This is a genomic window from Micromonospora sonneratiae (assembly GCF_042679305.1).
Taxonomy (GTDB): Bacteria; Actinomycetota; Actinomycetes; order Mycobacteriales; family Micromonosporaceae; genus Micromonospora_H; species Micromonospora_H sonneratiae.
The window spans coordinates 19,271-33,989 of record NZ_JBHTMP010000035.1; the positions used below are offsets into that span (position 1 = coordinate 19,271).

The 14,719-nt window shown below is 69.2% G+C and carries 12 protein-coding genes; 6 read left to right on the forward strand and 6 right to left on the reverse strand.

What is annotated here, in order from left to right:
• Positions 1–14 precede the first annotated feature (14 nt).
• The 4 genes from moaC to ACFQ4H_RS21420 all read left to right on the forward strand — a co-directional run bounded on the left by moaC (position 15) and on the right by ACFQ4H_RS21420 (position 2,791).
• Positions 15–506: a cyclic pyranopterin monophosphate synthase MoaC gene (gene moaC / locus ACFQ4H_RS21405; protein WP_377572966.1), complete on the forward strand. Its 492-nt coding sequence runs from the start codon at positions 15–17 to the stop codon at positions 504–506.
• Complete coding sequence (locus ACFQ4H_RS21410) at positions 503–994, forward strand: MogA/MoaB family molybdenum cofactor biosynthesis protein (RefSeq protein WP_377572968.1); 492 nt, start codon at positions 503–505, stop codon at positions 992–994. Before moaC ends, ACFQ4H_RS21410 begins: the two co-directional genes overlap by 4 nt.
• Positions 994–2,250 (forward strand): molybdopterin molybdotransferase MoeA, encoded by a 1,257-nt coding sequence (locus ACFQ4H_RS21415; RefSeq protein ID WP_377572970.1) that lies wholly within the window; start codon positions 994–996, stop codon positions 2,248–2,250. The genes ACFQ4H_RS21410 and ACFQ4H_RS21415 overlap by 1 nt, the downstream gene beginning before the upstream one ends.
• A gap of 109 nt (positions 2,251–2,359) precedes the next feature.
• Positions 2,360–2,791 carry a molybdenum cofactor biosynthesis protein MoaE gene (locus tag ACFQ4H_RS21420; RefSeq protein WP_377573094.1) on the forward strand — a complete coding sequence of 144 codons (432 nt, stop codon included), beginning with the start codon at positions 2,360–2,362 and terminating at the stop codon, positions 2,789–2,791.
• 82 nt (positions 2,792–2,873) lie between these two features.
• Here the strand turns inward: ACFQ4H_RS21420 and ACFQ4H_RS21425 are convergent, their stop codons facing one another.
• Together ACFQ4H_RS21425 and ACFQ4H_RS21430 are read right to left on the reverse strand one after the other, a co-directional pair.
• Positions 2,874–4,319 carry a glycosyltransferase 87 family protein gene (locus ACFQ4H_RS21425; RefSeq protein ID WP_377572972.1) on the reverse strand — a complete coding sequence of 482 codons (1,446 nt, stop codon included), beginning with the start codon at positions 4,317–4,319 and terminating at the stop codon, positions 2,874–2,876.
• A gap of 241 nt (positions 4,320–4,560) precedes the next feature.
• The gene (locus ACFQ4H_RS21430) at positions 4,561–5,106 is read right to left on the reverse strand and encodes a DoxX family protein (RefSeq protein WP_377572973.1); all 546 of its coding nucleotides are present in this window, start codon (positions 5,104–5,106) and stop codon (positions 4,561–4,563) included.
• Positions 5,107–5,259: 153 nt separating this feature from the next.
• On the opposite strand from ACFQ4H_RS21430, the gene ACFQ4H_RS21435 reads away from it, so the two are divergent.
• Positions 5,260–5,799: a GNAT family N-acetyltransferase gene (locus tag ACFQ4H_RS21435; protein WP_377572975.1), complete on the forward strand. Its 540-nt coding sequence runs from the start codon at positions 5,260–5,262 to the stop codon at positions 5,797–5,799.
• Positions 5,800–5,857: 58 nt separating this feature from the next.
• Here the strand turns inward: ACFQ4H_RS21435 and ACFQ4H_RS21440 are convergent, their stop codons facing one another.
• The 3 genes from ACFQ4H_RS21440 to ACFQ4H_RS21450 form a co-directional block, all read right to left on the reverse strand.
• Positions 5,858–7,105, reverse strand: a complete 1,248-nt coding sequence (locus ACFQ4H_RS21440; RefSeq protein ID WP_377572977.1) for an ATP-binding protein — start codon at positions 7,103–7,105, stop codon at positions 5,858–5,860.
• 126 nt (positions 7,106–7,231) lie between these two features.
• Positions 7,232–8,353, reverse strand: a complete 1,122-nt coding sequence (locus ACFQ4H_RS21445; RefSeq protein ID WP_377572979.1) for an LppU/SCO3897 family protein — start codon at positions 8,351–8,353, stop codon at positions 7,232–7,234.
• Positions 8,354–8,378: 25 nt separating this feature from the next.
• Positions 8,379–9,059: an LppU/SCO3897 family protein gene (locus ACFQ4H_RS21450; protein WP_377572981.1), complete on the reverse strand. Its 681-nt coding sequence runs from the start codon at positions 9,057–9,059 to the stop codon at positions 8,379–8,381.
• Positions 9,060–9,279: 220 nt separating this feature from the next.
• Here ACFQ4H_RS21450 and ACFQ4H_RS21455 point away from each other — a divergent pair, with 220 nt between their 5' ends.
• Positions 9,280–10,161: a prepilin peptidase gene (locus ACFQ4H_RS21455; RefSeq protein WP_377572983.1), complete on the forward strand. Its 882-nt coding sequence runs from the start codon at positions 9,280–9,282 to the stop codon at positions 10,159–10,161.
• 86 nt (positions 10,162–10,247) lie between these two features.
• Here ACFQ4H_RS21455 and ACFQ4H_RS21460 read toward each other — a convergent pair whose 3' ends face one another.
• Positions 10,248–13,463, reverse strand: coding sequence for a UvrD-helicase domain-containing protein (locus tag ACFQ4H_RS21460; protein WP_377572985.1), 3,216 nt, complete (start codon positions 13,461–13,463; stop codon positions 10,248–10,250).
• Between the last annotated feature and the right edge of the window lie 1,256 nt (positions 13,464–14,719).

Consider the following 14,719-nt stretch of genomic DNA (forward strand, 5'->3'; position numbering starts at 1 on the left):
GCTAGGCTCACAGGGTGACAGTTCAACAGAATCTGACTCACGTCGACCCTGCCGGGGCGGCCCGCATGGTGGACGTGTCGGAGAAGCCGGTGGTCGGCCGCCGAGCGGTCGCCGCTGGGAGATTACACACCACCGGCGAAGTCGTCGAACTGCTGCGCCGCGACGGCCTACCCAAGGGCGACGCTCTGGCCGTCGGCCGGTTGGCCGGCATCATGGGAGCCAAGCGCACCCCGGACCTGATCCCGCTCTGTCACCCGATCGCCCTGCACGGGGTGACCGTCGAACTGGAACTGGTCGGCGCGACCGTGGAGATCACCGCAACGGTCCGGACCGCCGACCGGACCGGGGTCGAGATGGAGGCACTGACCGCCGTGGCCACCGCCGGACTCGCCCTGATCGACATGGTCAAGGCCGTCGATCCGGCAGCCTCCCTGGAAGGCGTACGGGTGCTGCGCAAGGAAGGCGGCAAGACCGGGGACTGGACCAGACCACAGGACCGGCCGTGATCCGCGCCCGGGTCGTGGTCGCCTCCAACCGGGCGTCGACCGGGGTGTACGCGGACACCAGCGGTCCCCTGCTCGTCACCGGACTACGTGACCTCGGCTGTCAGGTCGACGAACCGGTGGTGGTGCCGGACGGCGAGCCGGTCGCACAGGCGCTGCGCCAGGCACTGGCCGATGGGATGGACGTCGTGGTCACCAGCGGCGGCACCGGCATCAACCCGACCGACCGTACGCCCGAGGCCACCCGCACGGTCATCGACCGCGAGATCCCCGGAATCGCCGAGGCGATCCGTGGACACAGCCGGGACCGGATACCGGCGGCGGCGCTGTCCCGGGGACTGGCCGGGGTGGCCGGGCGCATGCTGGTGGTGAACCTGCCCGGGTCGACCGGCGGCGCACGGGACGGGCTGGCCGTACTCGGGCCGATCCTGGTGCACGCCGTGGATCAGCTGCGCGGCGGCGACCACCCCGGGAACGAAGAACAGAGCTGATGAGCGTGGAGACTGTCGTGGTTACCGATCCGGCTGCCGTCGCGTCGCCGACCGAATGGGCCCTGGCCCGTTCACAGGTCCATGCCGCGGGTCGGGAGGCCGCCGCGCCCGTCGTCGAACTGCCCCTGGCCGACACCGACGGGCTGACGCTGGCCGAGCCGCTCACCACCCTGACCGACCTACCGGCCTTTCCCTGCTCCAGCGTCGACGGGTGGGCGGTACGCGGTGCGCCACCGTGGCGGGTGGTGGGACGGGCCCTGGCCGGCAGCGTCCCCGTACCGCTGACCGAGGACGGCACCACGGTGGAGATCGCGACGGGCGCCATGGTGCCCGTCGGTGCCGATGGGGTGTTGCGCGTCGAGGAGTCGACCCGTACGGGGGACGGGCGGATCACCGGGGTGCTGCGACCGGCACCGGAATGGCGCGCTCCGGGTGAGGAGGCACGGGCCGGGGAGCAGTTGCTGCCGGCCGGCACCCCGGTCGACCCCGGGGTCGTCGGACTCGCCGCGTCCTGCGGCTACGACGTGCTCCGCGTGCGACGGGCACCCCGAGCGGCGCTGCTGGTGTTCGGCGACGAACTGTTGACCACCGGGCGGCCGGGTGACGGCCGGGTACGGGATGCGCTCGGGCCGGCCGTACCGGCCTGGCTCCGCCGGTACGGCTGCACCGTCGACCCGTCCGACGTGATCGGCCCGGTGGCGGACACCCTGTCAGCGCACGTGACTGCGCTGCGGGCGGCGCTCGATCGGGCCGACCTGGTCTGCACCACCGGTGGCACGATGCACGGTCCCGTCGACCACCTGCACCCGGCGTTGACCGAGCTGGGGGCCGAGTACGTGGTCAACACGGTGGCCGTACGCCCGGGGTTCCCGATGCTGCTGGCCCGCGTGGTCGGAGCGGACGGGCGGGTCCGGTTCGTGGCCGGCCTGCCCGGCAACCCGCAGTCCGCGATCGTCGCGCTGGTGTCGCTGGTCGCCCCGTTGCTGGCCGGTCTCCAGGGGCGACCGATGCCGGTGCTGCCGCAGGCGACGCTGGCCGAGCCGATCCGTGGTCGAGGCAACTACACCCACCTGGCCCTGGTACGCGTCGACCCCGCGCAGGGCACCGCCCACCCGGTCCGGCACGTCGGCTCAGCGATGCTGCGTGGACTGGCCCAGGCCGACGGTTTCGCGGTCATCCCGCCGGGCACCCAGGGCGAACCGGGTGAGCGGGTGTCGGTCGTACCATTGCCGCTGCTGTTCGGGGAGCGCCTGTGAGCGCGAGGAGCGAGCATTCCGGGGTCGCTCGGGTGGGACGCGGGGACGCCGGAATGCGAGTTGAGCTTGCGAGCCCCGCAGTCGCGAACGAAGGGAAAGCTCTGTGACTGTGGGAACTGCTGGACAGGTGACGTTGGTTGCGGTCACCGAGGAGCCGATCGACCTTGCCGCTCACGAGGCGGCGGTCGCGGATCCCCGGGCCGGGGCGGTCGTGTCGTTCCAGGGCGTCGTGCGCGACCACGATCATGGTCGTACGGTGACCCGACTGAACTACGAGGGCCATCCCACCGCGTCGGACGTGCTCCGTGAGGTGGCGGCCGAGATCGCGGCGGATCCGGCGGTGTACGCGGTGGCGGTCTCCCACCGGGTCGGCGCGTTGGCCATCGGTGACGTGGCACTGGTCGCGACGGTGAGTACGGCCCACCGGGCGGCGGCGTTCGCGGTCTGTGCCCGGCTGGTCGACGAGGTCAAGGCCCGCCTGCCGGTGTGGAAGCACCAGGTCTTCGCCGACGGCGGAGAAGAGTGGGTCAACTGCCCCTGAGTCGTCAGCTTCCGACCGTCCCCTGACCGGCTTTCGACAGTTGCTCAGGGGACGGGTGCTGCGTTCGGCCCAGTGGACCTGGTCAGCGGGTGGGCACGCTGCGGCGGTCGGCTCGGGCGTACTCGGAGTAGAAGACCGGCTCGGCACCGGGCCGCCACGGCAGGGCGGCCACCAACACGATCAGGGCGAGTGCCAGCGAGTTCTCCATGACCGCCCCGAAGAGACCGTCCTGGTAGTGCGACACCTCGGGTAGCTGGTGCTCGTACGGCCAGATCGGCGAGATCAGGAACAGCAGGTAGAGCCCGAGCGCGGCGGCTGCGTGCCGGAACCCGGTCAGTGTGGGGAACCAGATCGGCGACCGTAGCGTGGCGATCACCGGCAGGTTCTGGTTCGGCACCAGTGGCCGGGTACGCAGTGCCAGACCCCGACTCGCCTCACGCCGCCGGACCGCGGCGTCGAAGAGGACGACGATCGCCGGGATCACGAACACCAGGTGGTGTGACCAGGAGATCGGGCTGATCACGTTGGCGGTGAGCCCGACCAGCGTGAAAGCGGTCAGCTCGTCACCGTCGGCGTGCGAACTGGCGGCCCGGGAGAGGCCCACCGCCAGCATCAGCACCGCGAACGACAACCAGAGCAACCCGGGGGTCTCGATCGAGTCGTAGAGCCGGGCAAGCACGCCAGCCAGTGACTGGTTGGGGGTCATGTCCGCAGCACCGATCCGCTCGGTCTGCCACAACACCGAGGTGAAGTACTTCGACGACTCCCGCCCGGCAACCGCGAAGGCGCCGGCGGTGACCGCGATGGCGGTGCCGACCGCGGTGGCCGCGACCCGCCACTGCCGGGTGACCACCAGGTAGAGGATGAAGAGCGCCGGGGTGAGCTTGATCGAGGCGGCCAGTCCGATGCCGACCCCGGCCCAGGCACCGCTGAAGAACAGTCGCCGCAGCGGACCGTCGGCGGGATCGTGTCGGGCACCGCGCCGGGCCCGCCAGCGCAGCGCCACCAGGTCACCCATGACGAGCCCGAAGAGCAGCAGGTTGACCTGTCCGTAGCCGAGGGTCTCCCGTACCGGCTCGATCGCGATCGCCAGCGGGACCGCGATGCCCACCGTGAACCAGAGCGACCATCCTCGGCGGTGGGCGATCGGGCGGAGCAGCGCGGTCAGGATGACGGCCAGCACCGCGATGCTGCCGAAGATGTTGAACCATCCGGCCAGGATCATGGGAAGCTTCGCCATCGGCAGCATGACCAGCCCCGCGAACGGTGGGTAGGTGAACCCCAGGGTGGTCTTGGGTGCGATGAAGTTGTAGAGCTCGTTACCGCCCGCCCACCAGACCATCGCGCCGTGATAGATCTTCATATCGAAGAAGTTGTACGGGCGGCCGAAAGCGCCGATGGCGAGCCATGCGGCGTAGAGGGCCCCGGCGACGATGCCGATCCGTACGAGTGCTCGCCGATCCAATCCACGAGCAGCACGGCGGACTTGGGCGAGGCGGCCCAGCCGTCTTTCGACGGTCGCCGGCATGGCGTGGCCACCCCCGTACCGATGTTGTGGTTTCCGTCCAGGTCCACCAAGGAGCCTAGAACGGTGTGTCACTGGTTTGCCTCCCGCGTTATGCGACCGTGTCCGATCCCACACGAGTTCGCGACATTTCTACCGCGTTAACGCGGAGGGTGTAGTTAAGGTAATTCACCAGCTCCGTGTCTGGGTCATTACCTAGTGCACTTTATCGACATAGATTATCCGGGTAGGCGGCTCGGGGCGGTCAGCCGGGTAGGCGTCGAGCGGTCGTCGCCGACATCACGGCGATGCGGGCGTCCCGTCGGGCGGTACGAAGAGCGCGCCGTACCGACCGTTGCCCGTCGTGAACCGCGTGGCTGGCCCGCCAGCGCAGTCCGGGGCGGCCCTGGGTGTCGGCCGCCGCGAGGAGCAGGCCACCGATCAGGCCGAGGTTCTTCATGAAGTGGATCTGATTGTTGGCCCGGTCGGCCGGGTTCTCCATGGTCCAGAACGAATGACCGGCGAGGGTGGTCGGTACGAGGCTGCCGGCCAGTGCGGCGGCGGCCGGCCGACTGAAGTGACCCGTCGCGAACAGGAGGCCACCGAGGAGTTGCACCGCGCCGTTCACCCGGACCAGGGTCCGGGCGTCGGTCGGGATGCGTTCGTGTGTCCTGGCCAGCAGCGGTGCGAGTCGATCGGTGACCTCCTTGGCACGGGGTACCAGCGGGTCGGGTTTGGCGATGGCGCGGGCCCCGCTGACCACGAAGATCCCGCTCAGCAGTACCCGAGCGACGCTACGTAGGGGTCTCATGGATAACTTCATACCCTGCTGCGGCTTTGATCACCCGGTCATCTGCCGGACTTCATCTGCATAACCTCATTTGCCGGTCTTGGTGGTCATCTATTGCCATCTCCGGCAATTCGTCATGCATGACCTGCTGCGGTACCGGTAGCGTCGCCAGGCGTGACTACTGTTCGGCTGCGACCCGAGGGGCCGGCCGACGCCACGGCGGTGAAGCAGGTGGTGACCGAGGCGTTCGCCCGTCCCGACGTACCGGTGCCCGCCGAGGTCGGGCTGGTGGAGGCACTGCGGGCCAGTGAGGCGTGGCTGCCGGAGCTGTCGATGGTGGCTGAGGTCGGTGGGGAGATCGTCGGCTACGCGCTGCTGACCCGGGTCCGGGTGGATCCGGGGATAGTGCCGGCGCTGGCCCTGGGCCCGGTTGCGGTGCGTCCGCACCGGCAGGGACACGGGTACGGCACGGCGGTGGTGCAGGCCGTCCTGGACGCCGCCGCTGAGCTCGGTGAGCGGCTGGTCGTCGTGCTCGGTAATCCCGCCTTCTACCGCCGGTTCGGCTTCGAGCCCGGAGCTCGGTTCTCGTTGACCAGCCACTGGTCCGGCCTCGGCGATCCGTGGCAGGCGCTGGTGCTGCCGGCGGCGGTGAGCGGAGCCGAGCCACCGCCCAGCGGCGAGGTGAGCTTTCCGCAGGCCTGGGCACAGGTCTGACAGGCATGGGTGCAGGGCTGAGGCAGCTCAGGGCTGAGGCAGCTCAGGGCTGAGGCGGTTATGCGGGTTGGGTGCGCAGGTAGCGCCCGAAGTGCGGCACGGTGAACGCCACCGTCCCACGCTCGCCCGAGTAGATCAGCCCCTTCTTGATCAGCGCATCCCGGGCTGGTGACAGGCTGGCCGGCTTACGCCCCAGGGACCGGGCGATGTCGGCGGTCGGCACGGCCGCGTCCATGTCGTCACGGCGTTCGGCGTCGGCTTCGTCGGCGACGAAGGACAGGGTGGCCATCGCCCGCATGTACTCGCGTTCGGCCGGGGTCGCCCGCTCGAACCGGGACCCGAAGAAGCCGACCGCGAGCTCCGCCTCCGCTTCCGGCGCCGCCACCCGTACGTCGGATGGGGTGATCGGTGACCGTGGGGCGTGGTCCCAGGTGGCCTTGCCGTACGCCTGCACGAAGTACGGGTAGCCGCCGGACTTCTCGTAGAGCAGGTCGAGGGCCTTCTGCTCGTACTCGACACCTTCCCGTACGGCTGGAGCGCAGAATGCCTGATCTGCGGCGAGTCGGTCGAGCCGGTCGATGCGTTGGTAGCGGAACAGCCGTTCCGAGTACGACTTGGCGGCCGACAGTACGGCGGGCAGGTGTGGCAGGCCGGCACCGACCACGATCAACGGGGAGCCCAACTGGGACAGTTCGTGACAGGCGGCGCAGAGGCCGGAGACGTCCTCGGGGCCGAGGTCCTGCATCTCGTCGATGAAGATCGCGATTCCGGTACCGACGTCGGCGGCGACGTCGGCGGCGTCGGTCAGCAGTTCGACCAGGTCGATCTCGATGTCGCCGGAGTCGGCCCGTCCGGTTGCCGCCGGCACGTCGATGCCGGGCTGCCAGCGGTCCCGCAGTCGGGGCCGGGCCGCACCGCGACCGGTCGGGCCGGGCTCGCCCCGAAGGGCGAAGGCCTTGAGGACACCGAGGAAGGCGTCGATCCGGTCGGGTGCGCGGTGGTTCGGCGCGAGTTCGCGTACGGCCATGTGCAGGGCGGCGGCCACCGGACGACGTAGTGATTGGTCCGGGCGGGCCTCGATCTTCCCGGTGCCCCAGAGTCGCCCGATCGCCTGCGACCGCAGCGTGTTGAGCAGCACGGTCTTGCCGACTCCGCGCAGGCCGGTGAGCATGAGGCTGCGTTCCGGACGTCCCCGGGCCACCCGTTCGAGGACGATGTCGAAGACTTCCAGTTCCCGACCACGGCCGGCGAGTTCGGGCGGACGCTGGCCGGCGCCGGGTGCGTACGGGTTGCGGACCGGATCCACGTATCGAACCGTATCCGCATGTCTAGCGGTAGGCCTAGATATCCGTAGAGGTCGCGATGGCGTGTCGCCGTCGACAAAAAACTAGGGCTGTCTAGCAGTTTCGCTAGACAGCCCTAGTTTCTGCTATCAACGCTTCTTCAAGCAGAGCACGTAGTCGGCATAGTCGGACGAGGAGTCGTGGACGTAGTTGGCGTCCGCCTCCTTGGCCCCGAAGATCGGGTCGGTTTGGCACTTCTCGGCGTCAGCGGTGAACGGAATCCGCGACAGCACCTCGAATGTGCCCGGCCCGCACGGCACCTTACGCAGCTTCGGGTTTGAGTTCGTGCCATCGTTGACCAGGCAGTCGCCCTTGGAGTAGGTGGTGCTGTTGTTGTCGTCGCTGCGCGACCTGGTCGGCGAGGGCTTCGCGGTCGGCGACTGGTCCGCCCGCGCGGTGGCGGTGGGGGTCGGCGAGGCGATCGGGTCGTCCTCGTCGTCGGAGTTGAACGCCCAGAAGGCCACGCCGCCGCAGACACAGAGCAGGAGTACGGCGACGACGATGCCGATGATGAGGGCGATTTTTCCGCCGCCACCGCTCTTGGCCGGCGGAACCGGCGCTCCGAACTGCGGGGGCTGCTGCGGCTGACCCCACTGCGGCTGCTCCGGCTGGCCGTACGGCCCGGCCTGCGCCGCCTGGCCCCAGGCCTGCTCGGCAGGTGCGGGGGGTACGGACTGCGGCGGTTGTCCCCAGGACTGCTCCGCTGGCGCGGGCGGTACGGACTGCGGCGGCTGACCCCACTGCGGCTGCTCGGGCTGGGCCGGCTGTCCCCACTGGGGGGCGGGCGGTACGGACTGCGGCGCGGGTGGCACGGACTGCGGTTGCTGGCCCCACTGCGGCTGCTCGGGCTGGGCCGGCTGTCCCCACTGCGGCTGTTCCGGTTGGGCCGGCTGTCCCCACTGGGGGGCGGGCGGTACGGACTGCGGCGCGGGTGGCACGGACTGCGGTTGCTGGCCCCACTGTGGCTGTTCCGGTTGGGCCGGCTGCCCCCACTGCGGTGCCGGCGGTACGGACTGTTGCGGCTGGCCCCACTGTGGCTGCTCGGGCTGGGCCGGCTGTCCCCACTGCGGCTGAGGGGGCGGAGGCGGCGGGTAGCCACCGGGCGAGGACGGGCTCTGCGGGGCCGGCGGGTAACCACCAGGCATCGCCGTGGTTGGCTCGTTGTACGGGTCTTCGGGCTGGCTCGGGCCGGGCGGTCCGTAGCTTGACATGATCTCCCCAGAGGATCAGTGGTAGTTAGCGCAACTTGAGGCAGAGCACGAAATCGAGCGCGTCGAACCCGCTGTTGAAGAAGTACCAGTCGGTGTAGCCCGGTACTTTCGAGCACTTGGCCTTGGCGTCGTCCTCACCGTCGGTGGCGCCGTCGAAGCGTTGCAGTACCTCGTACGTCTTCGGGGCGCACGGGGTGATCGTTAGCTTCGGCTTGCTGGTGTCGCCTTCATTCTTCACGCACTCGCCAACCTTGACGAATTGTGCGTCGGTCGGTGACGGCGCTCCCGGCGTAGGGGACGTCGTCGCCTCAGTGGTGTTGGTGGCCTGCCCGGTTGGTCCAGTTGCACCGGTCGGCAGGACAGTCGGTTCGTCGGTCTTCCTACCCTGGGATTGGCCGAGAAGATAGATCCCGGTCGCGCCACCGCCACAGACCAGCACCGCCAACGTCACGAGTGCGGCGATGAGTGGTGTCCTTCGTGGCTTACGGCCGGTGGGCGGGCCCGTAACCGGCCAGGCCGGCCCGGCACCGGATGGATGACCGGGTACGGGATAGTGCGGGGGCGGGTAGTCCGCCGCGTAACCAGGGGATGGCAGCGCCTGACCGCCCCACGGGTCGGACGGTTCGATGTATCCGTCCTGCCGGTCCGACCACGGATCTGACGGCCGGCCGGGGTATGGCCCACCGCTCGGTCCGTGGTGAGACATCGATCTTCCTCCGTGCGGGGGATGCTGAAGGGGCTGGCCAACTGGCGGGAGAGGATCCGCTTCGGTCACGGTAGCGTGCCCCGGCGACAGCCTCACTCCCGAAATCGCGTCAAGCCGGGTCAGGAGCACCTGCTTTATCCGATATGCCCAGTCCCATCAACGTCTCTACCTGCGTGACTTCGCCCACCTGTCGTCAATTGGCTGTCCAGGAAGCCCGCTTGTGGATCAGCCATCCCTGTGGGCAGCCGTAGGCCGTGCGGTTGAAGACCCGTCGGCGTACCTGGTCCTACTGACCCGGCTTATCCGACTGGCCAGGCGTGCCCGGCTGGTCCTGGTGCCCGGCCTGCCTTGCCCGGCCCGGATAGCATCCGGGCACATGCTGGCCGTGCTCGCCACCGCCGTACTCGGCGCGGTGATCGGGGCAAGCACGCCTCGACTGGCTCATCGGTTGGCTGTCCGGTCGGGAACGCCGGCACGTAGCGCCTGCGACCGGTGTGCCCACCCGTTTCCGCGCGGCCTGACCGGATGGCTCGGGCCGGCGGTCCGGTGTCCCGGCTGCGCCGCTGGCCTGGGGCCGCCGACCTGGTCGACCACCGTCGCGGGAGCCACCACGTTCGGGCTGTTGGCCGCCGGGCTGGCCGGCGATCCGGCGCTACCCGCGTTCCTCGCCGTGGCGGCCGTCGGCGTACCACTGGCCGTCATCGACCTGATCAGTCTGCGATTACCCGATCCCCTGGTGGCCGCTGCGGGACTTGGCGCGCTGGCCGGGCTGGTCGCTGCGACGTTCGCCCTGGGTACGCCCCAACCACTGCTCCGCGCACTGACCGGTGCCCTGGTCTGCACCGCCGCGTACGTCCTGCTGGCACTGCTGCCCGGCTCCCGGCTCGGGTTCGGTGACGTCAAGCTGGCCGGCGTACTCGGGCTGCCGCTGGGGTGGCTCGGCTGGCCCACCGTACTGCTGGGGCTGGTCCTGCCACACGTCGTCAACGGTGTGGTCGTCCTGGGCCTGCTGCTTTCTGGACGGATCGATCGCCGGACCGCCCTACCGCTCGGTCCGGCACTACTCACCGGCGCGCTGCTGGCCGCCCTGCTTGGGCGTTAGGCAGGGCCCCTTTCCGGGCAGGGCCCCTTTCCGGGCAGGGCCCCTTTCCGGGCAGGGCCCCTTTCCGGGCAGGGCCCTGCCTCACCTCACAGCAGGCGGAGCTGATGGTCCTTCGGGCGGCGTGGTGCACTGTCGCCGAACCGTTCGAAGAGCCCGGCGTCGATCGCGTCCAGGAACGGCGTGGGACGGCAGTCGTACTCGCGTCCGTGCCGGTGCCGGCGCTGGGCGTGGGTGACGTAGAGACGGTCCTGCGCCCGGGTCAGCCCGACGAAGAACAGCCGTCGTTCCTCGGCCACCTCGTCCTCGGTCGGGTCGGTGCCGGGGAACCGGAACGGCAGCAGCCCGTCCTCGCAGCCGATCAGGAAGACGATCGGGAACTCCAGCCCCTTCGCGGCATGCAGGGTGAGCAGGGTGACCGCCTCGGCCCGCGGGTCGAGCGCGTCGACCTCGGCACCGGTGGCGATCTGGGCCAGGAAGAGCGGCAGATCGTCACCGCAGCGCAGGGCCAGCGGGGTGAGTACGTCGACCGCACTCCAGATGTCCGCCGGCTCCACCCCGACCGGAGCGTCCAGTGTGGGGGTGGCGAACCGTTGGGCGAGCACCTGTCCGGCGAGGCGTACCCGCGCGGCCAGTGACCCGCCGAGCCCGTCGGCGTGCCGCAGTTCCCGGGCGATCAACGCGACCCCGGGCCGGTCCCGCAGCCGGTTGTGGGACCGCTTCTGCACCGGGATACCGGCTCGGCCCAGCGCCTCGACGACCGGTGCCGCCTGGGCGTCCGTACGGTAGAGAACCGCGATGTCGGAGAACGAGACGGTCGAGGTCCGGCCGTCGCTGCGTCCCGCGTCCATCGAACGGTGGGACAGTCCACCGACCAGGTCGTCGACGGTACGGGCCACGAAGTCGGCCTCGTCGGCGACCGAGCGGGCCGGGTAGCGGCCGACCAGTGGCGCTTCCGGGTCCAGCCGGGCCGGGTCCAGCCGCCGTCCCCGGACCAGCGACGACGGCGCGATGGCCTGCACGGCGGCGGCCAGGATCGGTGCCGAGGAACGGTAGTTGCGGGTCAGCCGGACCAGTCGTGCGTCGGTGAAGTCCTGCGAGAATCGGAGGAAGTAGGTGACGTCGGCACCCCGGAACGAGTAGATCGCCTGATCGGGGTCGCCGATCGCGCACAGGTTCCCATCGGCCGGGCTGAGCAGTCGCAACAGTTCGTACTGTACGGCGTCGACGTCCTGGTACTCGTCGACGAAGATCCACCGCCACCGGTCCCGGTAGCGTTCGACCAGTTCGGGATCGTCGCGTAGCAGGCTCACCGGCAGGGTGACCAGCTCGTCCAGGTCGACCAGGTCCTGGGCGCGCAGCAGCTTGGTGTATGCCGTGTCGTCGGTTCCGGCCTCGGTCCGGGCGGCGGTCCGCTCGGTGTCGTCGGCGATCCGGAAGTACTCCGGCAGGCCGGCGGCGCGGGCGTTCTCCCGCAGGATCGACAGCCCGAGCGAGTGGAAGGTGCCCACCGTGACGGCCTCGGCGACCGGGCCGAGCAGCCCGTCCAGCCGGTGCCGTAGTTCCTCGGCGGCCCGACGGGTGAAGGTGATCGCCAGGCAGTGCTCGGGGAAGACGTTGAGTTCCGCGCACAGGTACGCGATGCGGTGCGTCAACGTGCGGGTCTTGCCGGTGCCGGGACCGGCCACGATCAGCAGCGGTCCGCCGGGGGCCGAGGCGGCGACCCGCTGCATCGCGTCCAGCCGGTCGAGGAGGCCGGTGCCGACCTCCTCCATGCCGGCCAGCATCGGCTCGAACGGCTCGTGCGGCGACGGCGGCGGGGCGATCGGCGGGAGTGGCGGCGGGCTCGCCGCGACCCGGGGCGCCCGCCGTTTCGGCTCGACCTTCGCCGGGGTCCGGGTGCGGGACTTCGCTGCCGGCTCGGCCGGCTTCCGCTGCTCGGGCACGGGTACGTCGAAGAGCGCGTCCGCCTGCACACCGGGTGCGGACCGGTTCAGCTCACCCGGCTCGAAGACGGTGATCACGCCGTACTCGCCGTCGTAGCCCGGTATGCGGCGGACCTGGCCACGGCGGACCCGGCCGATCGCCTCGGCCAGCAGTTCGCCGCCGGCCGTCGAGATGTCGTCGAGCGGGGTGGTGGTGAGGATGTCCAACTCTGCGCCGAGTGCGGCGACGAGGCTGTTGAGCTGGCCCTGCACGGTCTTCGACTTGGGCCCGACATTGTTGATCTCGCCGACGATCTCGGCCAACTGGATCAGGTGGGTGACCCTGGGCGCGGTCCCCGGTCGGTGGCCCTCGGGCCGGTCGGCGAGATCCTCCACCCGGCTGAGTACACCGACCGTGAGCGGCCTACCGCATTCCGGGCACTGCCCGTCCACCTGGCGGGTCTGCTCCGGTTGCCAGTTGATGCCGCACACCCGGTGCCCGTCGGCGTGGTACTTGCCCTCCTCGGGGAAGAACTCGATCGTGCCGTGCAGCCCGTCGCCGGTACGCATCGCCGCCCGGACCGCGAAGTAGTCCAGTTCGGTGTCGAAGACCGTGGCCTCCCGGGCCAACGCGGCCGGGGAGTGGGCGTCGGAGTTGGAGACCAACCGGTAACGGTCCAGGCTGGAGACCCGCCAGTTCATCTCCGGATCGGAGGAGAGCCCGGTCTCGACGGCGAAGATGTGGTCGGCCAGGTCGGCGTAGCAGTCGGCGATCGCGTCGAAGCCGGACTTCGAGCCGAGCGCGGAGAACCACGGCGTCCAGATGTGCGCCGGGACGAGGTAGCCGTCCGGGCTCGCCTCCAGCGTGATCTCCAGCAGGTCACGCGAGTCGAGGCCGAGGATCGGCCGGCCGTCCGAGCCCAGGTTGCCGATCCGCCCGAGCGCGGTGTTGAACCGGGCGACTGCGTCCAGATCGGGCAGGTAGATCAGGTGGTGCACCTTACGGGTGCGGTCGTCCCGCTTGTAGATCGTGGAGATCTCCACGCTGAGCTGGAACCGGACCGGACTGGCCTCGGCGATGCTGGCCAGCCGGGGCGGCAGCCGCCCGGCGATGTCCCGTTCGACCTCCGGGCTCAGCCGGTAGAGGCCGGGCTCAGCCGGTTGCAGGGTCTCGCGCAGGTGCTCGTACCAGGCGGGGTGGGTGAAGTCACCGGTGCCGAGCAGACTGATGCCCTTGCGTCGGGCCCACCACGCCAGGTTCGGCAGGTTGAGGTCACGGCTACAGGCGCGTGAGTATTTCGAGTGGATGTGCAGGTCCGCGACGAACGGACGGGTGCCCACGGAGGAGCCGCCGGGGGGCGCGGCGCTGAACGGAAGCACGCCGCATCCTTCCATGCTCGGGTGTGCCCGCGCTTGGCGCCACGCTCAGAGGTGACATGCGCTATCCCGGGCCGACGATGATCAACGGGTGGCGAGGTGGTCGAGGTCGATGGACGAGTAACTTCGACTCCGGGGTTTCGGCAGACCGGACGTGCAGGTCCGCGACGAGCACGGTGGTGCGCGCGGATGGCTGCCGGGACGGCATCCGGGGTACGCCCTCAGCGAGCAGGCTGCCGCGTTGGGTCGGGCCGGCGCACCATGGCGGTGAGCCGGCCCGACGAACTGCGGATGATTTCCTAGCCACAGATGGCGTAGACGGTGATGTCCCAGATCCCGCCGTACCCGTCCACGTCCTCGTTGGCCCAGGCGCGGACGGCGCTCTCACATCCGGGCCGTCACTCGGCGCAAACCCCGCTCAACTTCGAAGGACCCATGGGTCGCCGCGCTATCGTAGGTGTTGCCGGTGCCGCATTCCCGAACTTCGATGATCTTTATTTTTAAGCGAATTCGACATTTCCTGAAGAATAGTATGGAAATTCGCCGTCGGTGCATGTGGCTTGCGAAGTGTTTCCGCCGGTTACCCATTGTCCATAAGATATTTCGGACAAGGGTGACGTTGGGGAGCCCTTGCACCATGCGTAGGCTCGGTAATAGCCGGTCACTTCTTTGTTGCAGTTCACCCTGTAGTATCCGCCCTCGCCGAACCTTTGACTGGATGAGCAGTCAGGAGCTTCGGCGCTGACAGGGCTTGGTGTGCTAACGAAGATCCCTGTCGCGACAATCGCCGTAGCGACTATTCGCCCGCTTGTTTTCAGTTTAAATTTCACTTGGGCCTCCTGTTGTGCTGGCGGTTAATGCGACGGGGGCGATAGCCTTCTTGCTCGCCACGCAGTCGCATCCACCTGATTGAGCAATGGAACTGAGCGAGTTCGCGTTAGCGCTAGTGGTTCGAATGGTTTTGTTGGAGAATCTATGCAGCAAAGTGTCTTGGCTGTTAGTGGTGTCATTGCAGACTGGGTTGAGAAGGGGTTTCTTCGTGTGGCGGACATGGTGGTGTATTCCGATGAAGGCCTCCAGTGTTCGCGCAAATTGTTTTCCAGCTCATCTGCGTCGGTCGATGCTAGCATTGAACCTAGCTTAAGGGGAAGTGGGCTATTTCGAGTAGCGGCTCGACCTGCTGCCTGCGGGCGAAGTAGCAGACACCTGCCGTGAGTGACCCGGTCAACTGTGACATCCTTGGGTCAACGTCAATCTGT

What these genes read in the sequence shown, in the direction of transcription:
- ACFQ4H_RS21415 (WP_377572970.1), top strand. Translation starts at nt 994, where the DNA reads ATGAGCGTGGAGACTGTCGTGGTTACCGATCCGGCTGCCGTCGCGTCG.
- ACFQ4H_RS21425 (WP_377572972.1), bottom strand. Translation starts at nt 4,319, where the DNA reads ATGCCGGCGACCGTCGAAAGACGGCTGGGCCGCCTCGCCCAAGTCCGC.
- ACFQ4H_RS21430 (WP_377572973.1), bottom strand. Translation starts at nt 5,106, where the DNA reads ATGAGACCCCTACGTAGCGTCGCTCGGGTACTGCTGAGCGGGATCTTC.
- ACFQ4H_RS21445 (WP_377572979.1), bottom strand. Translation starts at nt 8,353, where the DNA reads ATGTCAAGCTACGGACCGCCCGGCCCGAGCCAGCCCGAAGACCCGTAC.
- ACFQ4H_RS21450 (WP_377572981.1), bottom strand. Translation starts at nt 9,059, where the DNA reads ATGTCTCACCACGGACCGAGCGGTGGGCCATACCCCGGCCGGCCGTCA.